Annotated in this window: 22 protein-coding genes; 15 read left to right on the top strand and 7 right to left on the bottom strand. The window is 73.2% G+C overall.

Annotation, left to right across the window (positions count from 1 at the left end; genetic code table 11):
- The first annotated feature begins 4 nt into the window (after nucleotides 1-4).
- Nucleotides 5-1,024 carry an aldo/keto reductase gene (locus ACWPWV_RS04025; protein ID WP_454041666.1) on the top strand — a complete coding sequence of 340 codons (1,020 nt, stop codon included), beginning with the start codon at nucleotides 5-7 and terminating at the stop codon, nucleotides 1,022-1,024.
- Between the two features lie 240 nt (nucleotides 1,025-1,264).
- Nucleotides 1,265-1,675: a hypothetical protein gene (locus ACWPWV_RS04020; protein ID WP_454041665.1), complete on the top strand. Its 411-nt coding sequence runs from the start codon at nucleotides 1,265-1,267 to the stop codon at nucleotides 1,673-1,675.
- A 27-nt stretch (nucleotides 1,676-1,702) separates the two neighbouring features.
- On the opposite strand, the gene ACWPWV_RS04015 is transcribed toward ACWPWV_RS04020, so the two are convergent.
- Nucleotides 1,703-2,287, bottom strand: a complete 585-nt coding sequence (locus ACWPWV_RS04015; RefSeq protein ID WP_454041664.1) for a flavin reductase family protein — start codon at nucleotides 2,285-2,287, stop codon at nucleotides 1,703-1,705.
- Nucleotides 2,284-2,913: an NADPH-dependent FMN reductase gene (locus ACWPWV_RS04010; protein WP_454041663.1), complete on the bottom strand. Its 630-nt coding sequence runs from the start codon at nucleotides 2,911-2,913 to the stop codon at nucleotides 2,284-2,286. Before ACWPWV_RS04010 ends, ACWPWV_RS04015 begins: the two co-directional genes overlap by 4 nt.
- Nucleotides 2,914-3,145: 232 nt before the next feature.
- Between ACWPWV_RS04010 and gdhA the strand changes: the two genes are divergently transcribed.
- From gdhA to ACWPWV_RS03955, 11 genes are all read left to right on the top strand, one after another.
- Nucleotides 3,146-4,483 (top strand): NADP-specific glutamate dehydrogenase, encoded by a 1,338-nt coding sequence (gene gdhA / locus ACWPWV_RS04005; RefSeq protein WP_454041662.1) that lies wholly within the window; start codon nucleotides 3,146-3,148, stop codon nucleotides 4,481-4,483.
- A gap of 85 nt (nucleotides 4,484-4,568) precedes the next feature.
- Nucleotides 4,569-5,369, top strand: coding sequence for a copper homeostasis protein CutC (locus ACWPWV_RS04000; RefSeq protein WP_454041661.1), 801 nt, complete (start codon nucleotides 4,569-4,571; stop codon nucleotides 5,367-5,369).
- 180 nt (nucleotides 5,370-5,549) lie between these two features.
- Complete coding sequence (locus ACWPWV_RS03995) at nucleotides 5,550-7,241, top strand: ABC transporter substrate-binding protein (RefSeq protein WP_454041660.1); 1,692 nt, start codon at nucleotides 5,550-5,552, stop codon at nucleotides 7,239-7,241.
- 53 nt (nucleotides 7,242-7,294) lie between these two features.
- Nucleotides 7,295-8,287 (top strand): ABC transporter permease, encoded by a 993-nt coding sequence (locus ACWPWV_RS03990; protein WP_454041659.1) that lies wholly within the window; start codon nucleotides 7,295-7,297, stop codon nucleotides 8,285-8,287.
- Nucleotides 8,280-9,491, top strand: coding sequence for an ABC transporter permease (locus ACWPWV_RS03985; RefSeq protein WP_454041658.1), 1,212 nt, complete (start codon nucleotides 8,280-8,282; stop codon nucleotides 9,489-9,491). Before ACWPWV_RS03990 ends, ACWPWV_RS03985 begins: the two co-directional genes overlap by 8 nt.
- Nucleotides 9,488-10,402, top strand: a complete 915-nt coding sequence (locus tag ACWPWV_RS03980) for an ABC transporter ATP-binding protein (protein ID WP_454041657.1) — start codon at nucleotides 9,488-9,490, stop codon at nucleotides 10,400-10,402. The genes ACWPWV_RS03985 and ACWPWV_RS03980 overlap by 4 nt, the downstream gene beginning before the upstream one ends.
- Nucleotides 10,399-11,280, top strand: coding sequence for an ABC transporter ATP-binding protein (locus ACWPWV_RS03975; protein WP_454041656.1), 882 nt, complete (start codon nucleotides 10,399-10,401; stop codon nucleotides 11,278-11,280). Before ACWPWV_RS03980 ends, ACWPWV_RS03975 begins: the two co-directional genes overlap by 4 nt.
- Nucleotides 11,281-11,360: 80 nt before the next feature.
- Nucleotides 11,361-12,947 (top strand): RNB domain-containing ribonuclease, encoded by a 1,587-nt coding sequence (locus ACWPWV_RS03970; RefSeq protein ID WP_454041655.1) that lies wholly within the window; start codon nucleotides 11,361-11,363, stop codon nucleotides 12,945-12,947.
- 52 nt (nucleotides 12,948-12,999) lie between these two features.
- Nucleotides 13,000-13,371, top strand: a complete 372-nt coding sequence (locus tag ACWPWV_RS03965) for a sterol carrier family protein (RefSeq protein ID WP_454041654.1) — start codon at nucleotides 13,000-13,002, stop codon at nucleotides 13,369-13,371.
- Nucleotides 13,372-13,640: 269 nt separating this feature from the next.
- Nucleotides 13,641-18,461, top strand: coding sequence for an ExeM/NucH family extracellular endonuclease (locus tag ACWPWV_RS03960; protein WP_454041653.1), 4,821 nt, complete (start codon nucleotides 13,641-13,643; stop codon nucleotides 18,459-18,461).
- Between the two features lie 115 nt (nucleotides 18,462-18,576).
- A complete protein-coding gene (locus ACWPWV_RS03955) occupies nucleotides 18,577-18,978 on the top strand; it encodes a hypothetical protein (RefSeq protein WP_454041652.1) in 402 nt (133 codons plus the stop codon).
- A gap of 77 nt (nucleotides 18,979-19,055) precedes the next feature.
- Here the strand turns inward: ACWPWV_RS03955 and ACWPWV_RS03950 are convergent, their stop codons facing one another.
- The 4 genes from ACWPWV_RS03950 to ACWPWV_RS03935 are packed head-to-tail and all read right to left on the bottom strand — an operon-like array spanning nucleotide 19,056 to nucleotide 22,868.
- A complete protein-coding gene (locus tag ACWPWV_RS03950; protein ID WP_454041651.1) occupies nucleotides 19,056-20,081 on the bottom strand; it encodes a sulfate/molybdate ABC transporter ATP-binding protein in 1,026 nt (341 codons plus the stop codon).
- Nucleotides 20,078-20,920, bottom strand: coding sequence for a sulfate ABC transporter permease (locus tag ACWPWV_RS03945; RefSeq protein ID WP_454041650.1), 843 nt, complete (start codon nucleotides 20,918-20,920; stop codon nucleotides 20,078-20,080). The genes ACWPWV_RS03950 and ACWPWV_RS03945 overlap by 4 nt, the downstream gene beginning before the upstream one ends.
- Nucleotides 20,913-21,812 (bottom strand): sulfate ABC transporter permease subunit CysT, encoded by a 900-nt coding sequence (cysT, locus tag ACWPWV_RS03940; RefSeq protein ID WP_454041649.1) that lies wholly within the window; start codon nucleotides 21,810-21,812, stop codon nucleotides 20,913-20,915. Before cysT ends, ACWPWV_RS03945 begins: the two co-directional genes overlap by 8 nt.
- 3 nt (nucleotides 21,813-21,815) lie before the next feature.
- Entirely contained in the window at nucleotides 21,816-22,868 is a 1,053-nt protein-coding gene (locus tag ACWPWV_RS03935) for a sulfate ABC transporter substrate-binding protein (RefSeq protein WP_454041648.1), read from the bottom strand.
- Between the two features lie 242 nt (nucleotides 22,869-23,110).
- Here ACWPWV_RS03935 and purF point away from each other — a divergent pair, with 242 nt between their 5' ends.
- Together purF and purM are read left to right on the top strand one after the other, a co-directional pair.
- Entirely contained in the window at nucleotides 23,111-24,658 is a 1,548-nt protein-coding gene (gene purF / locus ACWPWV_RS03930; RefSeq protein ID WP_454041647.1) for an amidophosphoribosyltransferase, read from the top strand.
- Nucleotides 24,659-24,714: 56 nt separating this feature from the next.
- Nucleotides 24,715-25,839 carry a phosphoribosylformylglycinamidine cyclo-ligase gene (gene purM / locus ACWPWV_RS03925; protein WP_454041646.1) on the top strand — a complete coding sequence of 375 codons (1,125 nt, stop codon included), beginning with the start codon at nucleotides 24,715-24,717 and terminating at the stop codon, nucleotides 25,837-25,839.
- A gap of 216 nt (nucleotides 25,840-26,055) precedes the next feature.
- On the opposite strand, the gene ACWPWV_RS03920 is transcribed toward purM, so the two are convergent.
- A complete protein-coding gene (locus ACWPWV_RS03920; protein WP_454042806.1) occupies nucleotides 26,056-26,265 on the bottom strand; it encodes a DUF3073 domain-containing protein in 210 nt (69 codons plus the stop codon).
- Nucleotides 26,266-26,637 lie beyond the last annotated feature (372 nt).

Genomic DNA, 26,637 nt, shown 5'->3' with positions numbered 1-26,637 from the left:
CGCCATGACCGACCACGCAGCAGCGTCCTCCGCTCTCCCGTCCCGCGTCCTCGGCACCGGCCCGGCCGCGCTCACCGTCTCCGCGCTCGGCTTCGGCGGCATGTCCGTGACCGACGCGTACGGCCCGGCCGACGCGCCGGAGGCGGAGGTCGTCCTGCGCCGCGCGATCGAGCTCGGGGTGACGCTGGTCGACACGGCGGACGTCTACGGGCACGGTCGCAACGAGGAGCTGATCGGCCGGGTGCTCGGCGCGCACCGCGACGAGATCGTCCTCGCGTCGAAGTTCGGCCTCCCGCCGGCCGGCGGGCACCCGGAGGGCCGCCGCGTCGACGGCAGGCCCGAGTACGTGCGCGCCGCGGTCGACCGCAGCCTGTCGCGGCTCGGGACCGACCGGCTCGACCTGTACTACCTGCACCGCGTCGACCCGCAGGTCCCGGTCGAGGAGACGGTCGGGGCGCTCGCGGGGCTCGTCGAGGCCGGCAAGGTCCGCGCGATCGGCCTCTCGGAACCGTCCGCGGCCACCGTGCGCCGAGCGCACGCCGTGCACCCCGTGACGGCGGTCCAGAGCGAGTACTCCCTGTGGACGCGGGATCCGGAGGACGAGGTGCTCCCGACCCTGCGCGAGCTCGGCATCGGGTTCGTGCCGTTCTCCCCGCTCGGGCGCGGCATCCTCACGGGCACGGTCGACGCGCCGGACGCCTTCGCCGAGGACGACGTGCGCCGCGCGCACGCGCGGTACGCGGGCGAGGCGTTCGAGCACAACCGCGGTCTCGTGCGCACGCTCGAGGGCCTCGCGGCCGAGCGCGGCGTGACGACGGCGCAGCTCGCCCTGGCCTGGCTCCTCGCGCAGGACGACGACGTCGTCCCGATCCCGGGGACGAAGCGGCTCGCCTACCTGGAGCAGAACGTCGCGGCGGCGTCCGTCGAGCTCACGGCCGACGACGTCGCGGCGATCGGCGCGAGCATCCCGCGCGGAGCCGTGCAGGGCGTCCGGCACCCGCATCCCGACCTGCTCGGCGGCTGACGGCGGCCGACGGGCGGTGGCGGGACCGGTCCCCCGAGGTCCGGCCGGGACGCGGCCAGGAGGGGGCCGACCGGGAGGACGGCGACCCGGAGGGCGATGGTCACGAGCGGGGGCAGGGGTCTGTCGTCGGCGGGAGCAGGTCACCCACGCATGGCTCTCGGAGGGAGCCTCGCCGTAGACTGAGGACGTCCCTACGACGCCTCGCGGCCCCCCGCGGGGCGGGCTCCGAGGTCGGCTCCGATGACGTGGCAGCTCATGCTCTGGTGCTCGGCGGCGTGCACCCTCGCCGCCGTGTGGTGGGTGCTGCTCCGCGCGCTGCACCCGCGGCCGCTCCCGGCCGCGCCCCGACCGCCCCGGCACCACGGTCGGCGTCGGGCCGCCGCGCCCGACCCCCTCGTGACCCTGGGCCTCCAGGTCCGGCTCAGCGAGCTGGCCGCGGAGCTGCGCCGCATCGAGGCGGACCCCGAGGTCTACGCGCGCGCGCACCACTACCTCGCGGTCCAGGGCGCGTACGACGCGCTCCTGCGCGAGGCGTGCCGGCTCACCGGTCTTCCTGTCGAGGACATGCCCCTGCAGGCCGGGTTCCGGGCCGGGGACGAGGAGCGGTTCCGCGAGGAGCTCGAGCTCAGCGCTCGCGGCTGGAGCTGGTGACGCCCTGACGCTCGTCCGGTCCGGGGCTCACAGGGCGGAGTGGTCACCGATCCGGTGGTATGCCCGGTCATGGTAGACCAGCGGCGACGCGGCCCGGGCCGGCTCCGCGGCGTCGGGCCGCGCCGCGTCACCGGTGCGCGACGCGAGCGCGCGCAGCGAGACGAGGTAGCTGTCGCCGACCGGGGTGCGCTGCACCACCCTGCCCCGCACCCAGGACAGCGCGCCGTCGATCACGGGCTCCCCGGTCCCGAGCCGCGACCACCCGCCGTCGGCGAACCGGTCGATGCCGCTCGTCGCGAAGCGGGCCGACACGTCGTCCTGGTGGTCGGCGAGGAAGCTGACCGTCAGGGTGCGCGCGGTGGAGATCGCGGGCCACGACGACGACGTGGACGCGAGGGAGAACGCGAGCAGCGGCGGGGCGGCGGAGACCGAGATGACGGAGGTCGCCGTGAAGCCGACCGGGCGACCCTCGTGCTCGAGCGCGACGACGGCGACGCCGGCAGGGTGCTGGCGGAACACCGCCTTGTACTCGTCCGGGCTGAGCTGCGGCTCGTCCTGCTCGGCGAGCAGCACCTCGAGGTGGGACAGGTCGGTCGTCGGCTCGGCGGTCATCGGGCCACCCCCGCGAGGGCCGTGCCGGCTGCTGTCGCACGGTCGTCCGCACCGCCGCCTGCGGCGTGGCGCAGCGCGTCGCCCGCGCCGGCCAGCCAGACGTCGATCACCGGGTCGAGGTCGGCGAGCTGGTCCTCGGTGAGTGCGAGCGTGCGCGTCGGGACGACGGCGCCGAGCTCGACGAGCACGGGCCGCAGGTGGACCTCTCCGGCGAGCGCGTGCGCGGGGTTGCCGGAGACGACGAGCGGGACGACGACCACGCCCGCGAGCCCGCCCGGGCCGTACAGGTCGAGGAACGCCTTGAGGAGCCCGGTGTACGACGCCTTGTAGACCGGCGTCGCCACCACCGCGACGCGCGCGCCGGCGAGCCGGGCGAGCGCGACGTCGGCGGCGGGGTGCTCCGGCGCCAGGAGCTCGCCCGCGAGCGCCGCGAGGTCGATCGTCTCGACGGCGTCGTCGGGGCCGGCGGGCTCGTCCGCCGCCGTCGCGGAGACCGGTGCGTCCAGGTGCGCCGCGACGCGTCGGGCGAGCGCCTCTGCCGCGCGGAGCGTGCGTGAACCCGGTCGCGGGTTGCCGGAGAGGGCCACGACCGTGGTCGGGCCGGTCGGGGGGAGGTGGTGTGTCATGGGTCGTTCCTCGCAGTTCTCGTCGTCCGCACGGGCCGTCAGGGCTGCCCTGGGAACGGGTATAGCAACGGAACCGAGAAAGACGACTCGACCAGTCCAGTTTTCTCAGGAGGTGGACGGTTGTGTCGCGCCGGTGACGCGACGGGCGGCCCGGGGGTGAGACGCACGTGCACGAAAATCCGGTACGGGCGTACCGTCGGGGGTTCCGCCACCCGTCCGACGAGGAGCACCCATGGACAGCCGCCTGCAGTCCGTCTTCGACGACGTCCTGCGCCGCAACCCCGGCGAGGCCGAGTTCCACCAGGCCGTGCGCGAGGTCTTCGACTCGCTGGGCCCCGTGCTGCACAAGCACCCGCGCTACGTCGAGGCCGCGGTGCTCGAGCGGGTCTGCGAGCCGGAGCGGCAGATCATCTTCCGCGTGCCGTGGGTCGACGACGCGGGGCGCGTGCAGATCAACCGCGGCTTCCGGGTCGAGTTCAACTCCGCGCTCGGCCCGTACAAGGGCGGGCTGCGCTTCCACCCCTCGGTGTACCTCGGCATCGTGAAGTTCCTCGGGTTCGAGCAGGTCTTCAAGAACTCGCTCACCGGGATGCCCATCGGCGGCGGGAAGGGCGGGTCCGACTTCGACCCGCGCGGCCGCTCCGAGGGGGAGGTCATGCGGTTCTGCCAGTCCTTCATGACGGAGCTCTACCGGCACATCGGCGAGAACACCGACGTCCCCGCGGGGGACACCGGCGTCGGCGGGCGGGAGATCGGCTACCTCTTCGGCCAGTACAAGCGCATCACCAACCGGTACGAGTCCGGCGTGCTCACGGGCAAGGGGATCAGCTGGGGCGGGTCGCTCGTGCGGACGGAGGCGACCGGGTACGGCACGGTCCTGTTCGCCGAGCGCATGCTCGCCACGACCGGGCGCGACCTGGACGGTCGCCGTGTCACGGTGTCCGGCTCGGGCAACGTCGCGACCTATGCGATCGAGAAGGCGCAGCAGCTCGGCGGGCACGTCGTCGCGTTCTCGGACTCCTCCGGCTACGTCGTGGACGACCTCGGCGTCGACCTCGCGCTGCTCCGGCACGTGAAGGAGGTGGAGCGCGGCCGCGTCGCGGACTACGTGGCCCGCCGGCCGGGTGCCCGCCTGGTCACGGACGGCTCGATCTGGGACGTCCCGACCGACGTCGCGCTGCCGTGCGCGACGCAGAACGAGCTCGACGAGCGGGCCGCGAAGCAGCTCGTCGCGCACGGCGTCGTCGCCGTCGCCGAGGGGGCGAACATGCCGACGACGCCCCAGGCCGTCGCGCTCCTGCAGGACGCCGGCGTGCTGTTCGCGCCCGGCAAGGCGGCGAACGCCGGCGGGGTCGCGACGTCGGCGCTCGAGATGCAGCAGAACGCGTCGCGCGACGCCTGGACGTTCGAGCACACCGAGGAGCGTCTGGCGCAGATCATGGCGGGCATCCACGACCGCTGCGTCGAGACGGCCGACGAGTACGGCGCACCGGGCAACTACGTGCTCGGGGCGAACATCGCCGGGTTCACCAAGGTGGCCGACGCGATGATCGCGCTCGGGGTCATCTGACCGTCGTCTACCCTGGCGGGCGGCCGGGGCGTGCGTGCACGCGCGCCCGACCGGCCGCACGCCGACGGGACGACGGGAGCGCACGGTGACGACGAACGGGAACGAGGGCGGCGCACGAGCGGCCGGGCGCGACGTGGCGCTCGAGCTCGCGGTCCAGGACCCCCAGGGCGTGCGCGTCGCGGCCGCCGTGGGCGCGCGCCGGGTGGAGCTCTGCGTCGGGCTCGGCGCCACGGGCGGGCTCACGCCGAGCGCGGGCCTGCTCGCCGCCGCCCTGGACGTCGCCCGCGGCGCCGGCCGCGACGGCGTGCCCGGGCCCCAGGTCCACGTCCTCGTGCGGCCCCGGCCGGGCGGGTTCGTGTGCTCGGCCGACGACGTGGACGTGCAGGTCCGCGACGTGCGGGCGGCCGTGGAGGCGGGCGCGAGCGGCGTCGTCGTCGGGGCGCTCACCCCGCAGGGCGCCGTGGACGCCGACGCGGTGCGGGCGCTCGTCGCGGCGGCCGGCGGCGCCGAGGTGACGTTCCACCGGGCCTTCGACGTCGTCGCCGACCAGCTCGCCGCGCTCGACGTCCTGGCGGCCCTGGGCATCGACCGCGTGCTGACCTCGGGCGGCGCGGCCCGGAGCGTCGACGGCGCGGACCGGCTCGGCGAGCTCGCGGCCCGAGCGCACGGGCCGCTCGGCGGAGCCGTCCAGGTGATGGCCGGCGGGGGAGTGCGGGTCGAGGACGTCGCGGCGCTCGTCGCCGTCGGCGTGGACGCCGTCCACCTGTCGGCGAAGGGCGTCGTGCGCGACGACGCGGGTCCGGGCGGGGGCGGCGACGCGGGCTACGAGGTCACGGACCCGGCCGTCGCTGCCGCGGCCCGGGCGGCGCTCGACGCCGCGCGCTGACCGGCACGCGGGCCGCCCCAAGGGCGTGAAAGCCCCCGTCCGTTGCGGCCGTGTATCAGTTAGGTAACTTTCCTGTCGTATTGCGTGACGCGTGGTGGGAATTAGTTAGTGTTCCTGCACACGCCTCCGGGCGCACGACGAACGACGCGACGACGCGTCGTCCATGCGAAAGGACCGATGATGATTCGAAGCACGACGCGCAGGCGTCTGCTCACGGCGGTTGCGCTCGTGACCGGCGTGACCCTCCTGGCGACGGGTTGCTCGGGCGGCGGCGAGGGGGAGGGCGAGGAAGGCGCGACGGCCGGCCGCGTGCTCAACGTGTGGGCCGGCTCCCAGACCCCGATCGTCGCCAACTTCAACCCCTTCGCGCCGACGGTGCTGCACGGCGCGCTCGGCCCGGTGTACGAGACGCTCTTCGTCTACAACAAGGCTCAGGCGAGCGAGCCGACGCCGATGCTCGGCGAGTCGTTCGAGTGGAACGAGGACGGCACCGAGCTCACGATCACGATCCGCCAGGGCGTGACGTGGAACGACGGCGAGGACTTCACGGTCGACGACGTGGTGTTCTCGTTCACCAACGAGGCGTCCAAGCCCGCGTACCTCACGTCCGCCGAGGCGACCGACGAGACGACCGTCGTCCTGACGTTCGACGGCCCCCAGTACACCAACGAGTTCGCGCTCCTCGGCGCCTCCTGGATGATCCCCGAGCACGTCTGGTCGGAGAAGTCGGCCGAGGAGATGACGACCTTCACCAACGAGGAGCCCGTCGGCACCGGCCCCTACACCGTCAAGACCACCTCGGACGCGGCCTACTCCCTCGTCGCGAACGAGGACTACTGGCAGGACGGCAAGCCCGCCGTCAAGGAGGTCCGCTACCTCGGCATCGACGCCAACCAGTCCGCCGAGGACCTGCTCAAGGCGGGCGACCTCGACTGGGCGGGCATGTTCGTCCCGGACCCCGAGGGCGTCGCCTCCTCGGGAGGCCCCACGGGCTACGTGAACACGCCGCAGGACCCGACGGTGCTCTACACGTGCGCCAACGCGGACCTCGGCTGCACCGGCCCGCAGACCGACGTCGCCGTGCGCCAGGCGCTCGACCTCGCCATCGACCGCGGCACGATCACGGACAAGGCGTTCGTGGGCCTGGCCGGGACGATCTCCCCGACGTTCGCGCTCCTCGGCCGTGACGACCAGTGGATCTCGCCGGACGTGGAGAAGGAGAGCCCGCAGTCGGCCGACGTCGCGGCCGCCGGCAAGGTCCTCGAGGAGGCCGGCTACGCCAAGGGCGACGACGGGATCTACGCCAAGGACGGCCAGAAGGTCGAGCTGACGCTGACCTCCGTCGACGGCTGGACCGACTACAACGACGCCGCCAAGCTCATCGAGGAGCAGGCCAGGGCCGCGGGCATCGCCGTCACGGCGAGCACCGTGAGCTGGCAGGAGTTCTCCGACTCGCGCCAGTCCGGCAGCTACCAGCTCATCATGGGCGGCGTCATCGGCACCTCGGTCGCCGACCCGTTCCAGATCTACCGCGACTGGTTCTCCGGCGACTACACGCAGGCCGTCGGCACCCAGCTCGAGCCGGGCGAGTGGAACTTCTCGCGCTACGCCAACCCCGTCGTCGACGAGGCCGTGCAGGCGGCCGCCGCGACGAACGACGAGGCCGCGAAGAAGGAGGCCTACGCCACGATCCAGGCGGAGATCACGCGCGACCTGCCGTACATCCCCCTCGTCATCAACGCGACGCAGACCTTCTTCAACGACACGGACTACACGGGCTGGCCGACGGAGGACGACCTCTACGCCTTCCCGCCGTCGTGGGGCTCGGTCTCCGCGGGCTACGTCCTCGGCAACCTGAAGCCCGCCGAGTGACGCACCGCTGAACCGCACCGAGGAGGAGCCGTGATGACCGAGGGACGCACCCGATGAAGTACTACGCCCGGCGGATCGCGTTCTACGCGTTCACCCTGTGGGCTGCCATCTCCCTGAACTTCCTGATCCCCCGGCTGATGCCGGGCGACCCCGCCGACATCATGCTGGCCAAGATGGCCCGCAGCGGCGAGGTCGCACCCGGGGTCGAGAAGACCATCCGGCTCCTCCTCGGAGCGGACACCGACCAGTCGATGTGGGACCAGTACGTCGCGTACTGGGGCAACATCCTCCGCGGGGACCTCGGCGTCTCCGTCACGAAGTTCCCCACACCCGTCACCGAGCTCATCGGGTCCGCGCTGCCGTGGTCGATCGGCCTGCTCGGCCTCGCGACGGTCATCTCGTTCGTCATCGGCATCGCGGGCGGCGCGTGGATCGGCTGGCGTCGCGGCACGTGGGTCGACAACCTCATCCCGGCGTCGACGCTGCTCCAGTCGCTCCCGTACTTCTGGGTCGCGCTCCTGCTGGCCTACCTCTTCGCCGTGCAGAACCCGGTCTTCCCGCGCATCGGCGGGTACGACGTCTTCACGTTCGACGGTCCCGAGCTGAGCTGGGAGTTCGTCGGCTCGGTGATCTACCACGGCTTCCTGCCCGCCCTGACGGTCGTGCTCTCGTCGTTCGGGGCGTGGCTGCTCGGGATGCGCAACATGATGGTCTCGACACTGTCGGAGGACTACATCACGACCGCCGAGGCCAAGGGCCTGCGGAGGTCGCGGATCCTCCTCACGTACGCGACGCGCAACGCCGCGCTGCCCTCGATCGCCGGCTTCGGCATCTCGCTCGCGTTCGTCGTCACGGGCGCGATCGTCATGGAGCAGGTGTTCACGTACCCGGGGCTCGGCAAGCTCATGATCACGGCCGTCCAGGGCAACGACTACGCGCTCATGCAGGGCCTGTTCCTCGTCATCACCCTCACCGTGCTGGTGGCGACCTTCTTCATGGACCTGGTCTACGGCTTCATCGACCCGAGGACGCGGCACAATGGCTGACGACATCCGCGAGCAGGAGCTCGCCAAGAAGGCCGGCCCGGCGGTACCCCTCGACGAGGCAGCGGTCGACGGCCTGCCCGCCGAGCCGGACGTCGCCCAGCCGGTCGAGAGCACCGTCGTCGAGGCGAGCGCCGTCGGCACCGCGGCACCGACCGAGCAGACGGCGCGCCGCGGCTTCCGCCAGCTCCTGCCGTCGTTCTCGGTCAAGCTCGCCATCGGTCTCGTCATCACGATCGGCATCACGCTCTTCGCGTTCGTGGCCCCGTACGTCGTGCAGGACCCGCGCTTCTCGGGCAACGAGGCCCTGCAGCCGCCCAGCGCGGAGCACCTCCTGGGGACGACGAAGCTCGGCTACGACGTCCTCGCCCAGCTCGCCTACGGCGCCAAGGGCTCGCTGCTCGTCGGGCTCGTCGCCGCCGGGATCGCCATCACGCTCTCGCTCGTCTTCGGGATCGTCGCCGGGTACGTGGGCGGCTGGACGGACGAGTTCCTGTCGCTCGGCACGAACGTCATGCTGGTGATCCCGGGCCTGCCCCTCATGATGGTCATCGCCATCTACGCCGAGAGCCGCAGCCTGTGGCTCGTCGCGATGATCCTCGGCATCACGGGCTGGGCCGGTTCCGCCGTGATCCTGCGCTCCCAGGCCCGCTCGCTGCGCACGCGCGACTACGTGGCGGCGTCGCGCGTCGCGGGGGAGAGAACGGCCCGGATCGTCCTCGTGGAGATCATGCCGAACCTGCTCCCGCTCCTCGCCGCGCAGTTCCTCGGCGCGGTGATCCTCGCGATCCTCGGCGAGGCGGGTCTGTCGTTCATCGGGCTCGGGCCCAACGGGTCGATCACGTGGGGGACCATGATCATGGACGCCTACGGCGGCAACGCGCTGAGCGCGGGGGCGTGGTGGTGGTTCGTCCCGCCGGGCCTCATGATCGCGGTCTTCGGCGCCGGTCTCTCCCTCGTGAACTTCGCCATCGACGAGATCATCAACCCCAAGCTGCGCAACGCCCCGGCCGCCGTGAAGAGCGTGCGCAAGGCCCGCAGGGCGGGCCTCGGCGCGACCGGCCACGACGACGCCGCGCAGGGCGACGCCACGGACGGCGACGCCGCCGACGACGTCGCGACGACCGGGCACGGTCCGGCGGGCGGCGACGGTCCGTCCCGCAGCACCGAGCGAGCCGACGACGAGAAGGAGAGGGTGCGAGCATGACCGCCACGACCTCGGCCGGGCCGCTCACGTCGCGCGGGCACGACGACCACGTCGCCGGGCTGGACCCGGTGCTCACCGCGCACGACGTCTCGATCGACTACGAGGTGACGCCGGTCGTCCACGCCGTGAAGGGCGTCTCCCTCACGCTGCACCGGGGCGAGATCCTGGGGCTCGCCGGCGAGTCGGGCTGCGGCAAGACGACCCTCGCGTACGGGCTCAACCGGCTGCTCAAGGCGCCGGCCCTGCTCACGTCGGGCGAGGTGACGTTCCACGACCAGGGCGGCAGCGACATCGACGTCGTCGCGCTCGAGGGAGACGCCCTGCGGTCCTACCGCTGGGACAAGGTCTCGATGGTGTTCCAGGGCGCGATGAACTCGCTCAACCCGGTCATCAGCGTGCGGGCCCAGCTCTACGACGTGCTCACGACGCACCGCCCGGGCATGCGCAAGCGCGAGAAGGCCGCGCGGGCCGCGGAGCTGCTGGACCTCGTGGGCGTGGACCCCGGGCGTCTCGACTCCTACGCGCACGAGCTCTCGGGCGGCATGCGCCAGCGCGTCATGATCGCGATGGCGCTCGCGCTGAGCCCCCAGGTCATGATCATGGACGAGCCCACGACGGCGCTCGACGTCGTCGTCCAGCGCGGCATCCTGCGCGAGATCATGCGGCTGCGCGAGCAGCTCGGGTTCGCCGTCGTGTTCATCACGCACGACCTGCCCCTCCTCCTCGAGATCAGCGACCGGATCGCGGTCATGCTGCGGGGCGAGATCGTCGAGCTCGACACCGCGGAGAACCTCTACGCACGGCCGCAGCACGAGTACACGCGCAAGCTGCTCGGGTCCTTCCCGAGCCTCACGGGCGACCGCGGCGCGTTCGTGCGCACGGGCGAGCACCAGGAAGGGCGGCACGCATGAGCACGCTCGAGGTCCGCAACCTCGTCAAGGACTTCCGCGTCCGCAGCGGGTTGCGGCGGTCGACCCTGCGCGCGGTGAACGACGTGTCGTTCACGCTCGAGCCGGGCAAGACGATCGCGGTCGTCGGCGAGTCCGGGTCGGGCAAGTCGACCGTCGCGCGCATGATCGCGAAGCTGGAGACCCCGAGCTCGGGCGAGGTCCTGCTCGACGGGAAGCCGTCAGCGACCCGTGGTCGCGCGCTCGACGCGTACCGGCACCACGTGCAGATGGTCTTCCAGGACCCGTTCGCGTCGCTCAACCCGTTCCACACGGTGGGCCACCACCTGGAGCGGCCGCTGCGGATCCACCGGGTCGCGCGGTCGAGGGCCGACGTCGAGCGCCGCGTCCACGACCTGCTCGAGCGCGTCAACCTCACCCCCGCCGACGTCTACGCGGCGAAGCAGCCGCACGAGATGTCCGGCGGGCAGCGCCAGCGCGTCGCGATCGCCCGCGCGCTCGCTCCCGGCGCGCGGTTCCTCGTCGCGGACGAGCCGGTGTCGATGCTCGACGTCTCGATCCGTCTCGGGGTGCTCAACCTCCTCGCGCGGCTGCAGCGGGAGGAGAACCTCGGCGTCCTCTACATCACGCACGACCTCGCGACGGCCCGGCACTTCTCCGACGAGATCATCGTGATGCTCCGCGGGAACGTCGTGGAGCGGGGACCGTCCGACCAGGTCATCCTCGACCCGCAGCACGAGTACACGAAGCTCCTGCTCGGGGCGGCGCCCAACCCCGAGAACCAGGGACGCCTGCGCGCGGAGGTGCGCGCCGAGCTCGCCGCCGGGGCAGGGGTGGCCCCGCGAGGGTCCGGCGACCGGTTCGGCACGCGGGACCTCTGAGCGGGCGCGCGGGCCGGGCCGTGGGACGGGCCGGCCCGCGCGGTCCGGCGCGCCCCCGCGGGGCTCGGTAGGGTCGGTCCGTGCCCAGTCCCCAGGTCCGCCTCGCTCTTGTCCCCGACGCCACCCGGGACGTCCGGGCGGCGCTCGACGCGCTGCGCCGCGAGATGGAGGTCCCCGACGCCTTCGCGCCGGAGGTCGTCGCCGAGGCGGAGGCGGCCGGGGCTCGTGCGGCCGGTGCGGGCACCGACGACACGGGCGGCACCGAGGCCCGGGCCGACCTGCGCGACCTGCCCTTCCTGACGATCGACCCGCCCGGGTCGATGGACCTCGACCAGGCGCTCTTCCTCGAGCCGGCCGGTCCGGGTGGGGCGAGCGGCGCGGCCTACGTCGTGCACTACGCCATCGCGGACGTCGGCTCGTTCGTGGAGCCCGGCGGCGCGATCGACGCCGAGGCGCACGAGCGCGGCAGCACGTTCTACGCCCCCGACGTGCGAACGCCGCTGCACCCGGCCGCGCTCTCGGAGGGCGCGGCGAGCCTGCTCCCGGGGGAGGACCGGCGCGCGGCGGCGTGGCGGATCGTGCTCGACGCCGCAGGCGAGATCCTCGACGCGACCGTGCGCCGCGCGGTCGTCCGGTCGCGCGCCCGGCTCACGTACGAGGAGGCGCAGGCGCGGATCGACGCGCTCCCACCGGGCGCGGGGACGGCCGGCATGCCGGCCGGGTCGGACGAGACCGCGGGGACGCTCGCGCTGCTGCGCGTCGTCGGCGAGCTGCGCCGCGCGCGGGAGCGCGACCGCGGCGGTGTCTCGCTCGAGGTCCCCGAGCAGGAGATCGTCGTGCAGCACGACGGCTCGTTCGGCCTCGTGTTCCGCGCGACCCTCCCGGCCGAGGGGTGGAACGCGCAGGTCTCGCTCCTCACGGGCATCGCGGCGGCGCGCATCATGCGCGACGGCGGCGTCGGGATCTTCCGCGCGCTGCCGCAGGCCGACCCGCGCGACGTCGCGCGCCTGCGCCGCACGGCCCGGGCCCTCGGCATCGAGTGGCCGCCCGACGTCGCGTACGGCGAACTCGTGCCGACGCTCGACTCCGCGCAGCCCCGGCACGCGGCGTTCCTCACCGAGGCGACGAGCCTGTTCCGGGGGGCGTCGTACGAGGCGTTCGGCGGCACGGGCCAGGAGCCGGGCGTGCCCGACGACGCCGCGCACGCGGCCATCGCCGCCGAGTACGCGCACGTCACCGCGCCGCTGCGCCGCCTCGTCGACCGGTACGGCACGGAGGTGTGCCTCGCGCTGTGCGCCGGCGAGCCGGTCCCGCGCTGGGTGCTCGACGCGCTGCCCGCGCTGCCGCGCACGATGGCGCGGACCGGGCAGCGCGCGAGCGCGTACGACCGCGCGATCGTCGACGTCGTCGAGGCCGCGCTGCTCGCCGGACGCGTCGGCGAGGTGTTCGACGGCGTCGTCGTCGACGTCGAGGACGACCGCGAGCGCGACCGTCGCCGGGAGCGCGGGGCCGACACCGGTACGGGGCGCCGCGGTCAGGTCGTGCTCGCCGACCCGGCGGTGCGCGCCCCCGTGGATGGTGCGGACCTCCCGCTCGGGGACCCCGTGCGCGTCACGCTGCGCGAGGCGTCCGTCGCCGACCGCCGCGTGCTCTTCGCGTCGGCCTGACCCGTCGGCCCGCCGCGCACGCGCGGCGCCGAGCGGTGCCTAGGCTGGTGCCATGCCCGCCCGACGTCGCACCGAACCTGCTGCCGGCCGCGTCGCCCTGGCCGCGTGGCGCGAAGGGCGCGCCGAGCGCCGGGACGTGACGACGGCGGTGCGGTTCACGCTCGAGGAGCTCGCCGACGTCGCGCCGGGCCACGCCGTCGAGGTGAGGGTCCCGCCGGCGGGTGCCGTCCAGGCGGTCGAGGGCCCGCGCCACACGCGCGGTACGCCGCCCAACGTCGTCGAGACGGACCCGCAGACGTGGCTCGGCCTCGCGACGGGCGAGCTCGCGTGGGCGGACGCCGTCGCCGACGGCCGGGTCCGGGCGTCGGGCGAGCGGGCCGACCTGTCCTGGTTGCTCCCGCTCCAGGCGACACGTCCCCGCTGACGCGCCCCTGCGTGTTACCGGTGCGTAACGTTCCGGGCGTTGATCTGGCGACCGGGGACCGGTGGGGCTAGCGTCCGGTGGATGATCGGCCGCCGCTCGCGGGGCCGACGCGGCACGACGACGTGCGGTGTCGTTCTCACGGTGGTGATCCGGCAGCAACCGTCCGTTCATCCGCGTGCGCTGCGATGACCCTGGCGTCAGGGGCGTCGCGTCCGCGCCCAGCACGGACGGGCGCTCCGGGGCCGTCCGCACGAGATGAAGGAGTCAGCGTGTCCCACCACCACCTCCCGCCGCAGCGCGGGATCCGACGGGGAAAGGTGGTGGCAGCGACGCTGAGCGCGGCGCTCGCCGTCCCCCTGTCGGCGACCGCCGCCACCGCGGCGGGTTCCCTGCCGACCGCCGTCGACGGGTCCGGCCTCGTCATCAACGAGGCGTACCTGAGCGGCGGCAGCGCCAACGCGCCGTACACGAACAAGTTCGTCGAGCTGTACAACCCCACCGACGCGGCGATCGACGTGTCGGGCATGTCGCTCCAGTACCGCTCCGCGACGGGCACGGGCGCCTTCACGGGCGTGACCCCGCTGTCCGGCAGCGTCGAGCCCGGCGGCTACTACCTCGTCCAGGGCGGCTCGAACGGCTCGAACGGTGCCGCGCTGCCCACCCCCGACGCGACCGGCGGGATCAACCCGTCCGGCACGACGGGCACGCTCGTCCTCGCGGACGGCACGAGCGCCATCAACCCCGGCACGGGCGACCTCAAGGACGCCGCGAACGTCGTCGACCTGGTCGGGTACGGCACGTCGAACTCGTTCGAGACCGCGGTCGGGCCGGCGCCGTCGGCGAACAACGTCCCCGCGTCCGTCAACCGCACGGGGTTCGTCGACACCGACGACAACAGCAAGGACTTCACGCTCTCGAGCACCGTCACGCCGCAGAACGGCGGCGACGACGGCGGCCCCGACCCGGAGCCGGGCGAGGTCGTGCCGATCGCCGACATCCAGGGCACGGGGGCCACGAGCCCGCTCGTCGGGCAGACCGTCACGACGCGCGGCGTCGTCACCGCGACCTACCCGACCGGTGGCTACGACGGCCTGTACCTCCAGACCGAGGGCACCGGCGGGGACCTGGGCGACGACCACGACGCGTCCGACGCGATCTTCGTCTACTCCAGGGCGGCGGCCGAGCAGCTCGAGGTCGGCGACCACGTCGAGGTGACGGGCACGGTCTCCGAGTACTTCACGCTCACGCAGATCACGCCCGCCGCAGGCGGCTGGTCCGTCCTCGACGAGGCCGCCGAGGCGGTCAAGGCCGCGGACGTCGCGTTCCCCGCGACGGACGCCGAGCGCGAGGCGCTCGAGGGCATGCTCGTGCAGCCGGCCGGCGACTACACGGTCGCCGACAACTACGACACGAACTACTACGGCTCGTTCCTCCTCGCGGCCGGGACGGACCCGTTCCTCCAGCCGACGTCGGCCGGACGCCCGGGCAGCGCCGAGGCGGCCGCCGCGGTCGCGGACCGCGCGGCCCGCGGAGTCGTGCTCGACGACGGCGCGACGACGAACTTCAACACCACCGCCAACAAGGCGATCCCGCTCCCGTACCTCACGGGCGGCGCGCCTGCGCGCGTCGGCGCGGGCGTCACGTTCACGACGCCCGTGATCCTCGACTACCGCTTCGAGGCGTGGACCTTCCAGCCGCTCACGCACCTGCGCGCGGGCGACGGCGGCAACGCCGCCGAGGTCCAGCCGGCGACGTTCGAGAACACGCGCGAGGACGCGCCCGCCGAGGTAGGCGGCACCCTGAGCGTCGCGACGTTCAACGTCCTCAACTACTTCACGACCACGGGCGACGAGCTCACGGGCTGCACGTACTACACGGACCGCGCGGGCAACCCGATCACGGTCAACCGGGGCTGCGACGCCCGCGGCGCGGCGAACGACGAGAACCTCGAGCGGCAGGAGGCCAAGATCGTCGCGGCGATCGACGCGCTCGACGCCGACGTGGTCGCGCTCATGGAGATCGAGAACTCGGAGCCGTTCGGCAAGGACCGCGACCAGGCGCTGTCCGACCTGGTCGACGCCCTCAACGAGGACGCGGGTGCCGACGAGTGGGCGTTCGTCCCGTCGCCGGCGGCGCTGCCCGCGGACGAGGACGTCATCCGCCTCGCGTACATCTACCAGGTGGACGCGGCCGAGCCGGTCGGCGCGTCGCAGATCCTGCTCGACGACCCGGCCTTCGTCAACGCCCGCGAGCCGCTCGCGCAGGTGTTCCAGCCGGCCGACGGTGCCGAGTCGGCCGAGGACGACGTCCTCGTCGTCGCGAACCACCTCAAGTCGAAGGGTTCGGGCGACCCGGTCCTCCCGGGCGACGAGGACTCGGGCGACGGGCAGGGCGCGTTCAACGCGTCGCGCGTCGCGCAGGCCACGGCGCTCGTCGGGTTCGCCGAGGACGTCGCGGCGAGCGCGGGGACGGACAAGGTCCTCCTCGCGGGCGACTTCAACTCCTACTCGATGGAGGACCCGCTCGAGGTCCTCAAGGACGCGGGCTACGTCGACCTCGGCGAGACGACCGGCGAGCAGAGCTACCTCTTCGACGGCTACGTCGGGTCGCTCGACCACGTGTTCGCCTCGCCGGCCGCGGCCGACGTCGTGACGGGTACCGACATCTGGAACATCAACTCGGTCGAGCCCATCGCGAACGAGTACAGCCGGTACAACTACAACGCGTCGATCCTCTACGACACGACGCCGTTCCGGTCGTCCGACCACGACCCGGTCCTCGTCGGGATGGATCTCGGTGGCGACACCGAGCCGGGCACGACGACGATCGACCTGCTCGCGATCAACGACTTCCACGGGCGCATCGAGCCGTACGTGACGAACCGGACCACGGGCGTCGTCACCAACAACACGCTGTCCTTCGCGGGCACGGTCGAGCAGCTGCGTGCCGAGAACCCCGACGGGACGGCCTTCGTCTCGGCGGGCGACAACATCGGTGCCTCGCTGTTCGCGTCGTCCTCGCAGGACGACCAGCCCACGATCGACGTGCTCAACGCGCTCGACCTCGCCACCTCCGCGGTGGGCAACCACGAGTTCGACCGCGGCTTCGACGACCTCACGGGTCGCGTGGCCGACGCGGCGGAGTGGTCCTACCTCGGGGCGAACGTCTACGACAAGGGAACGCAGAACCCCGCCCTGCCCGAGTACGACGTCGTCGAGATCGACGGCGTGCAGGTCGGGTTCGTCGGTGTGGTCACCGAGGAGACGCCGTCGCTCGTCACCCCGTCGGGCATCGCGGACCTCGACTTCGGCGACCCGGTCGAGGCGCTGAACCGCGTCACCGCCCAGCTCCAGGACGGCGACGACGCGAACGGCGAGGCCGACGTCGTCGTGGCCCTCGTGCACGAGGGTGCCGGAGCCGGCACCCCCGACGGCTCGACGCTCGAGGAGGAGGTCGCCGCGGGCGGCGTCTTCGCCGACATCGTCACGGGCACGGACCCGCGGGTCGCCGCGTTCTTCACGGGCCACACCCACAAGCAGTACGCGTGGGAGGCGCCGGTCCCCGGCGTGGAGGGCGCGACCCGCCCCATCCTGCAGACGGGCAGCTACGGCGAGTTCGTCGGGCGCATCACGCTCACGGTGGACACCGAGACGGGCGAGGTCGTCGACCACGCCGCGGTCAACGTGCCGCGGACGTCGACGCCGTGGGAGCAGCTCGTCCAGACCTACCCGCGCGTGCAGGCGGTCAAGGACGTGCTCGACCCGGCGCTGGCGGAGGCCGAGGTCATCGGCTCCCAGCCGGTCGGCGAGGTCACGGCCGACATCACGACGGCGTGGACCGGAGGCTCGTACGTCGACGGCGTGTACGTCGCGCCGCCCGTCACGAACCCACCGACCGGTGCTCGTGACGACCGTGCCTCGGAGTCGACGCTGGGCAACCTCGTCGCGAACTCGCTCCGCGACACGCTCGCCGACCCCGCCCGTGGCGGCGCCGACATCGGCGTCGTCAACCCGGGCGGCCTGCGCAGCGACCTGCTCGTCGGCGCGGACGGCGTCATCACCTACGCCGAGGCCAACGCGGTGCTCCCGTTCGTCAACAACCTGTGGACCGTGACCCTCACGGGCGAGCAGGTCGTCGAGATGCTCGAGCAGCAGTGGCAGACGGACGCGAACGGCAACCGCCCCTCGCGCCCGTACCTGGCACTCGGTCTGTCGGACAACGTCTCCTGGACGGCGAGCACCGCCGACCCGAACGCGGCCCCGGGGGACAACGTGCTCACCGTGACCATCGACGGCGAGCCGATCGACCCCGACGGCGAGTACCGAGTCGCGACGTTCTCGTTCCTCGCGACCGGCGGTGACAACTTCCGGGTGTTCACCGAGGGCACCGACCCGCGCGACTCCGGTCTCGTCGACCGCGACGCGTGGATCGCCTACCTCAGCGGCAACTCCCCGCTATCGCCGTCGTTCGCGCGGTCGCGGGTGGTCGTCGACGCGCTGCCCGGTCCGGTCACGGCGGGCGAGGACGTCAGCGTCGCGCTGTCGCGCCTCGACCTGACGTCGCTCGGGTCGCCGCAGAACACGGCGGTCACGGGCTACCTCGTCCCCGCCGACGGCACGTTCGACCCGGAGAACCCGGGCGATCCTGTCGGGACGGCGACGGTGACCGACGGCGCGGTGACGCTCACGGCCACCGTGCCGGCCGACGCCGCGGAGGGCGCGTACGACCTGTGGGTCGTCTCGGAGCCGAGCGGCACCACCGCGCGGATCCCCGTGATGGTCGAGGCGGCGGAGCAGCCCACGGGCGTCGACCTCGAGGTGACGGCCCAGGCGCGCTGCCTCGCGGGCACGGCCTACCTCGCGGTGCGGGCGACCAACGGCGAGGACGTGGCGATCGACGTGCGGCACTACACGCCGTTCGGCGAGAAGCGGTTCGCCGCGGTCCAGCCGGGCAAGGCGGCGTACCAGTCGTACAACACCCGCCAGTCCTCCCTCGAGGACGGCTCGGTGACGGTCGCCGGGTACGTCCCGGGCGCCGCGCCGCGCTACGAGCAGCACAAGGTCACGTTCGAGGGCATCACCTGCGGGTGACACACCCCTGACGCGCTGGTCCAGACCGCGACCCGGGTTCCGTCCGACGGACCCGGGTCGCGGTGCGTCCACCCCGCGCACGGGGCTCCCAGACAGCGCGGGTAGGGTCGTCCTCGTGAGCCCTCAGCAGTCCTCCGCTCCCCACGACCGGCCCGACGACGGGCCCGACGGCCTGCCCGCCGACCGGCCCGCCGACGCGGCGTCCGGCACGCGGCCGCCCGCCGGCGACGCAGCGGCCGTGCCCGCCGACGAGGTCGAGATCGAGGACGTCGTCGACCCGACGACCGTGCGTCGCGCGCCGCGCTACCGCGCGTTCTTCACGGTGGGGATCGTGCTCGGCGTCGTCGTCGGTCTCGGCGTGGGCGGCGCGTGGCTGCAGTCCGACGCCGTCCGCGGCGTCTTCAAGCCCGGCGTGTACTTCTCGGTGATCCTGCTGACCTGCACGGCGCTCGGCGCCGCGGTGGCCGGGGTGTGGGCCGTCGTCGCCGACCGCAGGAGCCTGCGCGGCCGCCGCTGAGCCGACTCCGGCCGACTCCGGCCGGCCCCGGCCGGGCTTGTCCCGTCAGCCCTCCGTGATGCCCTGGCCCCCCGTGCTCAGGCGACGCCGACGACGTCGGCGGGAGCAGGGGACGTCGGCGCCCCCTCGGCCGGAGCGAGGCGCACCGCGACCCCGGGCGCCAGGCCGAGCGTCCGGGCCTCGGCCCGCGTGACGACGACGCTCACCACCTCGTCCTCGGTCGTCACCTCGGCCCGCACCTCGAAGCCGACGCGCGTGGTGCGCGAGACGACGCCGGTCACGGTGGCGCCCGGGCCGTCGACGGGGTGAGCCGCGACGCCCGCGGGAGGGGCGCCGTCGGGCAGGACCTCGACGTGGATGTCGTGCGGGCGCACGAGCCGGCCGCCGAGCCGGGTCACGGGGCCGAGGAAGCCCAGGACGAAGTCGTTCGCGGGCCGGTCGTACAGGTCGTCGGGCGTGCCGACCTGCTCGATCCGTCCCTCGTTGACGACGACGATCTCGTCGGCGACCTCCAGGGCCTCCTCCTGGTCGTGCGTGACGAACACGGTCGTCACGGGGATCTCGTCGTGCAGCCGGCGCAGCCAGTCGCGCAGCTCCTTGCGGACCTTCGCGTCCAGCGCGCCGAACGGCTCGTCGAGCAGCAGGACGCTCGGGCGGATCGCGAGCGCCCGGGCGAGCGCCATGCGCTGGCGCTGCCCGCCGGAGAGCTGGGACGGCAGCCGGTGCGCGAAGCTCTCGAGGTGGACGAGGCGCAGGAGCTCGTCGACGCGCTCGGCGGTCTCCGCCTTGGGGGTGCGGCGGATCTCCAGCCCGAAGGCGACGTTGCGCGCCACGCTCAGGTGCTTGAAGGCCGCGTAGTGCTGGAAGACGAAGCCCACGTTGCGCCGTCGGGCGGGCAGGTCGGTCGCGTCCCGGCCCTCGATCTCCACCGTGCCCGAGTCGGGCCGCTCGAGGCCCGCGACGACGCGCAGCAGGGTCGACTTCCCGCCGCCGCTCGGGCCGAGGAGCGCGGTGAGGCGACCGGTCGGGACGGAGACGGAGACGTCGTCGAGCGCGACGAAGTCGCCGAAGGTCTTGCGGACGTTCCGGATCTCGATGCTCATGAGCGGGCCTTCGGGGAGGAGTGGGTGTCGGAGCGCAGGAAGGTGACGGCGACGATGCAGGCGACCGAGACGGATGCGAGGAGGAAGGCGACGGCGTACGCGGTTCCCTGCTCGAAGTCCTGGTATCGCTGCTCGACGAGGAGCGTCGACGTCTGGGTGCGGCCCTCGAAGTTGCCGGAGACGACCTTGACCGCGCCGAACTCGCCGAGCGCACGGGCGAGCGTGAGGACCACGCCGTAGACGACGGCCCACCGGATCGCGGGCAGCGTGATGCGGCGGAAGGTCTGGAGCCACGTGGCCCCGAGGCTCGTCGCGGCGAGCTCTTCGTCGGTGCCCACCTCGGTGAGCACCGGCACGACCTCGCGGATGACGAGCGGGAGGCACACGAACGCCGTCGCCATGACGATGCCGGGCGGCGCGAAGACCACCTGGAACCCCGCGTCCTCGAGCGTCGGCCCGAACCAGCCGTCCTGTCCGTACACGAGGATGAGCGACAGGCCGACGACGATCGGCGAGACGGACAGCGGGAGGTCGAGCAGCGCGTTGAGCAGCGCCTTGCCGGGGAAGTCGTAGCGCACGAGCAGCATCGAGATCCCGACGCCGAAGATCGTGTTGATGACGACAACCTGCGCCGCGACGGACGCCGTGAGCTGGAGCGCGAAGACGACGCTCGGGTCGGACAGCGCGGTGCGCAGCGTCTCGAGGCCGTCGGCGAACGCGCCGCGCACCACGAGGGACAGCGGCCAGCCCACGAGGAGCACCAGGTAGACGACGACGACCGTGCGCACCGCGTACCGGACGCCGGGGGAGCCGTCGGTCACGGGTCGGGGCCTAGCCACGGCGGGCCACCCTTCGCTGGACGAGCTGGATCGTGGCGATGACCAGCAGCGAGACGAGCAGCAGGACGGACGCGACGGCCGCGGCCTGCTCGGGCTGGCCGTTCTCGAGGTAGCTGAGGATGCGGACGGAACCGACCTCGGTGCGCATCGGGAGGTTGCCCGAGAGCAGGACGAGCGCGCCGTACTCGCTGATCGCCCGGGCGAAGGACAGCGCCGCGCCCGCGGTGATCGCGGGGGCGAGCGCCGGCAGGATCACGCGCCGGAACGTCGTGGCGCGGGTCGCCCCCAGCGACGCGGCGGCCTCCTCGACGTCCCGGTCGAGCTCGGCGAGCACGGGCTGCACGCTGCGCACGACGAACGGCAGGGTGACGAAGAGGAACGCGAGGAACACCGCGGCCCGGGTGTTGGCGACGTCGACCCCGAGCGACCCGGAGGGTCCGTAGAGCGCGAGCAGCACGAGCCCGGCGACGATCGTCGGGAGGGCGAACGGGATGTCGATGAGCACCTCGAGGACGCGCTTGCCCGGGAAGGCGTCGCGCACGAGGACCCAGGCGATGAGCGTGCCCATGACGACGTTCACGGCCGTGACGGCGAGCGCCTGGGACACGGTGAGCGTGAGCGCGGCCGCCGTCTGGGGCTGCGTGATCGCGGCGACGAACGCGGGCCAGCCGCCCGCCGAGGTCTCGACGAGCACCGCCACGAGCGGGACGAGCGCGAGCGCGGAGAACCAGAGGAGGGAGACCCCGAGCCCGAGGCCGGAGGCGGCCGTGAGCCGGTACGGGCCGTTGCGTGCCCGGCGGAGCGTCGGGCGGCGCGACCTACCGGGCGCGGCCGGGGCCGGGGGGCGCTCGCGCGCCGCCCGGCCCGGTCGTTCAGCGAGGGTGGAGGACACGGGTCACTGCTTCCCGGTCTCGGTCTGGATCGCCGTCACGAGCCCCTCGTCGCCGAAGAACTTGTCGTTCGTCGCGGACCAGCCGCCGAAGTCGTCGGCGATGGTGAGGAGCCGGGGCACGGCGGGGAACGGGTCGGCAGGGTCGTTCGCGCCCTCGACCTCGACCTCGACGTCGACCTCGTCGCCCAGCGGCCGGAACCCCTTGGCCGCGAACGCCTCCTGGCCCTCGGGCGTGAGGACGAAGTCGAGGTAGCTCTGCGCCTTCGGGTCGGCGTCCACCGTGACGGCCGCCGGGTTCTCGATGAGCAGCGTCTCGTCGGGGACGACGTAGTCGAACGTCTCGCCGTTCTGGCGCGCGAGGATCGCCTCGTTCTCGTAGGAGAGGAGGACGTCGCCCGTCCCGGCCGTGAAGGTCGTCGTGGCGTCGCGCCCGCTGCCCGGCAGCGCCACCGCGTTGGTGAAGAACTGGCGCAGGTACTCGGTCGCGTCCTCCTCGGTCCCGCCGTTCGCGATGACGCTGCCCCAGCCGGCGAGGATGTTCCACCGGGCGGAGCCGGACGAGCCGGGGTTGGGCGTGACGATCTCGACGCCCGGCTCGACGATGTCCTCCCAGCCCTGGATGTTCTTGGGGTTGCCCTCGCGCACGATGAGCACCACGACGGACTGGCTCACGATGCCCTCGTTCTCCCCGGCGTTCCAGTCCTCGGAGACGAGGCCGGCGTCGACGAGCCGCGTCACGTCGCCCTCGAGCGAGAAGTGCACGTAGTCGGCGTCGAGGCCGTCGGCGACGGCGCGGCTCTGGTCCCCCGAGGCACCGTACGACGTCTCCCAGCTGACGCCCTGGCCGTCCTCGGTCTCGCCCCACAGCTCCTGGGCCGCGTCGTTGGCGGCCTTCGGCACGGCGAAGCCCACGAGCGAGAGCGTGGTCGGCTCGACCGACGAGTCGCCGTCGCCGCCACCGGAGCCGTCGACCGCGGTCGGGGCGCACGCCGTGAGGACCAGCAGGGTGGCCGCGGTCGCGGCGGCGAGGGGGAGCGTGGTCCGGTGGCGTCGCATGGTCTCGTCCTTCGATGGGGGCCGTGGGGGCCGGGTCGTGCGGCAAACTGGACTGCCGCGGTCGGGTAAGTCCAGATTGAAGCCCGTCGTGACCACGCAGCGGAACCCGCGACTGCCTGGTGAGACGACGTAACGCCTTCGTGAACGACCGCGCCCCGTCCGTCCACGCCGCCCGCCCTCCCCGCCCGGCCGCGACCGGTGCGGTCCCCGGCCCGCGGCGTCCCCGTGAGACACTGAGGTACGTGGCCCCCCGCGGAGATGGACTTCTCAACCACGACCTCATGCCCGGCGAGAAGGGCCCCCAGGATGCCTGCGGCGTCTTCGGGGTCTGGGCGCCCGGCGAGGAGGTCGCCAAGCTCGCCTACTTCGGCCTCTACGCCCTGCAGCACCGCGGGCAGGAGTCGGCCGGCATCGCGACCAGCAACGGCGAGCAGATCCTCGTCTACAAGGACATGGGACTCGTCTCCCAGGTGTTCGACGAGACGGCGCTCAACGCCCTGACGGGGCACATCGCCGTCGGGCACTGCCGCTACTCCACCACGGGCGGCGTCACGTGGGAGAACGCCCAGCCGACGCTCGGCGCGACCGCGTCCGGGACCGTCGCGCTCGGCCACAACGGCAACCTCACGAACTCCGCCGAGCTCGTCAACCTCGTCGCCGAGCGGTACGGCAGCCAGCGCCGCGGCGAGCTCGCGCGCGGCAACACGACGGACACCGCGCTGGTGACGGCGCTCTTCGCGGGCGACGCCGACCACACGCTCGAGGCCACCGCCCTCGAGGTCCTGCCGCGTCTCCGCGGGGCGTTCTCGCTCGTCTTCATGGACGAGCGCACGCTGTACGCCGCGCGCGACCCGCAGGGCGTGCGTCCGCTCGTCCTCGGCCGCCTCGAGCGCGGCTGGGTCGTCGCGAGCGAGACCCCGGCCCTCGACATCGTCGGCGCGTCGTTCGTGCGCGAGGTCGAGCCGGGCGAGCTCATCGCGATCGACGCCGACGGCCTGCGCTCGCAGCGCTTCGCGCCCATCGAGCGCGCGGGCTGCGTCTTCGAGTACGTCTACCTCGCGCGCCCCGACACGGCGATCAACGGGCGGTCGGTGCACGCCGCGCGCGTCGAGATGGGCCGGCAGCTCGCGCGCGAGCACGCCGTCGACGCCGACCTCGTCATCCCCGTCCCCGAGTCCGGGACCCCCGCCGCGGTCGGGTACGCCGCGGAGTCGGGCATCCCGTTCGGGCAGGGGCTCACGAAGAACGCCTACGTCGGCCGCACGTTCATCCAGCCGTCGGACACGCTCCGCCAGCTCGGCATCCGGCTCAAGCTCAACCCGCTGCGCGACGTCATCCGCGGCAAGCGGCTCGTGGTCGTCGACGACTCGATCGTGCGCGGCAACACCCAGCGCGCCCTCATCCGGATGCTCCGCGAGGCGGGCGCGGCCGAGGTGCACGTGCGGATCAGCTCGCCGCCCGTGAAGTGGCCGTGCTTCTACGGCATCGACTTCGCCTCGCGCGCCGAGCTCATCGCCAACGGTCTCTCCCCCCACGAGATCGGGCAGTCGCTCGGTGCGGACTCGCTCGGCTACATCTCCACCGAGGGCATGATCGCCGCGACCGAGCAGCCCGCGTCCCAGCTGTGCACCGCGTGCTTCACCGGGAAGTACCCGATCGAGCTGCCGCCGGACGACCAGCTCGGCAAGCACCTCCTCGAGCAGGCCGAGCTGCCGCTCGGCGCGCCCGAGGACGGCCTCCGGTCGCTCTCCGTGACCGCCGGCGGCGCCGGGGCGCTCCAGCACCCCTGACCCGACCGCACCTCTCCCATCCCGTGACACCTGGAGCGACGACCGTGACTGCCGACGTGCCGAAGACCCCCGCCGGCCTGACCTACGCCGCCGCCGGCGTCGACACCGAGGCGGGTGACAAGGCCGTCGAGCTCATGAAGGACGCCGTGCGTCGCACCCAGGGCCCGCAGGTCCTCGGGGGCGTGGGCGGCTTCGCCGGGCTCTACGACGGCGCCGAGCTGACCCGCTACCGCCGCCCGCTCCTCGCGACGTCCACCGACGGCGTCGGCACGAAGGTCGCGATCGCGCAGGCGATGGACGTCCACGACACCATCGGGTTCGACCTCGTGGGCATGGTCGTCGACGACATCGTCGTCGTGGGCGCGAAGCCGCTGTTCATGACCGACTACATCGCGTGCGGCAAGGTCGTGCCCGAGCGCATCGCCGGCATCGTCCGCGGCATCGCGGCGGCGTGCGAGGTCGCGGGCACCGCGCTCGTCGGCGGCGAGACCGCGGAGCACCCGGGGCTGCTCGGGGTGGACGAGTACGACGTCGCGGGTGCGGCGACCGGGGTCGTGGAGGCCGATGCGCTCCTCGGCCCGGACCGCGTGCGCGAGGGCGACGTGCTCGTCGGGCTCGCGTCGTCGGGCCTGCACTCGAACGGCTACTCGCTCGTGCGCGCCGTGCTGCGGCACGCGGGCTGGGGCCTCGAGCGTCACGCGGACGAGCTGGGCCGGACGGTCGGGGAGGAGCTCCTCGAGCCCACGCGCGTGTACGCGAGCGACTGCCTCGCCCTCGCGGCGGACGACGCCGCGCAGGTCCACGCGTTCACGCACGTCACCGGCGGGGGGCTCGCGGCGAACCTCGCCCGGGTCCTGCCGGCCGGCCTCGTGGGGGTCGTGGACCGCGCGAGCTGGGACGTGCCGCCGGTCTTCCGGCTGGTGCGCGAGCTCGGCGGCGTCCCGCGCACGGACCTCGAGAGCACGCTCAACCTGGGTGTCGGCATGGTCGCGATCGTGGGCGCCGACGGTGCGGACGCCGCCCTCGCGCGCTGCGAGGCGCTCGGGCTTCCCGCCTGGGTGCTCGGCTCGGTCGAGGCGTTCGACCCGTCCGTGACCGACGGCGTCGACGGCGACCTCGTCGCAGGCACGAAGGGCGTGCAGGCGGGCGCGGTCCGGCTCGTGAACGACTACCGCGCCTGAGGGCCCGCGCGCCCAGGCGCCGACGCCGCAGTGTTGCGCACTCGGTGCGCCGCACCGTCGGCGTGCGGGGCCGTCGGCGCATCCGGACGTCGGCGCGCCGGCGGGTCCGCGCACGACGACGGCGCCGTCATCCGAGGGATGGCGGCGCCGTCGTGCGTGGAGATCGCGCCTGCGGGCGGGGCCCCGTCGCCAGGGAGGGTGGCGGAGCGCCGACCGTCAGCGGTCGTCGGACCAGCCGTTGTAGCGCTGGTCGTAGCGCTCGAGGTCTTCCGACGGCTCGGCGCCGAAGCGGGAGTCCGTCACGACATCCGTACGGCTGTGACCCGTGAGCTCCTGCTCGAGCGCACTGTAGTTCGTCTCAGGGCTGTAGTACTTCAGCGCCCGAGCGACCTTGGTCTGCTTTGCCTTCTGACGGCCGCGGCCCATGGCTCCGACCCCCTCAACGTAGAAGCGGAGCGGCAACGTGCTCAGACGTGCGGCCCCGGGGTGTAGTTTCGTCTGTTCAGAGTCCAACGGTACATGCTCGGGGCCTATTCCATCCACTCAGGACAGGCGCCGGTTACGCCGACGTGCGGACCGTCACACGCTCTCCACGAACGGGGCCCGGGACGCCGTCCCGGCCGGTCCGCAGGCCGGGGCCGCATCGTGCCCGTAAGCCGCACGAGCGACTGTCCGGCCCTTCCGACCATAGGGCCCCTAATTCACCCGTCCGTCAAGTCGCCCGAAATCCGCATGCTGCGACAATGGAAGGGAACTGGCGTCGTGCTGTCGTCGTGATCCGGGGCATCAGCCGGACCA

The organism is Cellulosimicrobium sp. Marseille-Q8652 (assembly GCF_965112045.1).
The sequence above is the reverse complement of the archived record's forward strand: the minus strand, read 5'-3'. Positions and strand labels throughout refer to the sequence as shown.

Coding starts and splice junctions, on each gene's coding strand:
- ACWPWV_RS04025 (WP_454041666.1), top strand. CDS start 5: ATGACCGACCACGCAGCAGCGTCCTCCGCTCTCCCGTCCCGCGTCCTC.
- ACWPWV_RS04020 (WP_454041665.1), top strand. CDS start 1,265: ATGACGTGGCAGCTCATGCTCTGGTGCTCGGCGGCGTGCACCCTCGCC.
- ACWPWV_RS04015 (WP_454041664.1), bottom strand. CDS start 2,287: ATGACCGCCGAGCCGACGACCGACCTGTCCCACCTCGAGGTGCTGCTC.
- ACWPWV_RS04010 (WP_454041663.1), bottom strand. CDS start 2,913: ATGACACACCACCTCCCCCCGACCGGCCCGACCACGGTCGTGGCCCTC.
- gdhA (WP_454041662.1), top strand. CDS start 3,146: ATGGACAGCCGCCTGCAGTCCGTCTTCGACGACGTCCTGCGCCGCAAC.
- ACWPWV_RS03995 (WP_454041660.1), top strand. CDS start 5,550: ATGATTCGAAGCACGACGCGCAGGCGTCTGCTCACGGCGGTTGCGCTC.
- ACWPWV_RS03990 (WP_454041659.1), top strand. CDS start 7,295: ATGAAGTACTACGCCCGGCGGATCGCGTTCTACGCGTTCACCCTGTGG.
- ACWPWV_RS03985 (WP_454041658.1), top strand. CDS start 8,280: ATGGCTGACGACATCCGCGAGCAGGAGCTCGCCAAGAAGGCCGGCCCG.
- ACWPWV_RS03980 (WP_454041657.1), top strand. CDS start 9,488: ATGACCGCCACGACCTCGGCCGGGCCGCTCACGTCGCGCGGGCACGAC.
- ACWPWV_RS03975 (WP_454041656.1), top strand. CDS start 10,399: ATGAGCACGCTCGAGGTCCGCAACCTCGTCAAGGACTTCCGCGTCCGC.
- ACWPWV_RS03965 (WP_454041654.1), top strand. CDS start 13,000: ATGCCCGCCCGACGTCGCACCGAACCTGCTGCCGGCCGCGTCGCCCTG.
- ACWPWV_RS03950 (WP_454041651.1), bottom strand. CDS start 20,081: ATGAGCATCGAGATCCGGAACGTCCGCAAGACCTTCGGCGACTTCGTC.
- ACWPWV_RS03935 (WP_454041648.1), bottom strand. CDS start 22,868: ATGCGACGCCACCGGACCACGCTCCCCCTCGCCGCCGCGACCGCGGCC.
- ACWPWV_RS03920 (WP_454042806.1), bottom strand. CDS start 26,265: ATGGGCCGCGGCCGTCAGAAGGCAAAGCAGACCAAGGTCGCTCGGGCG.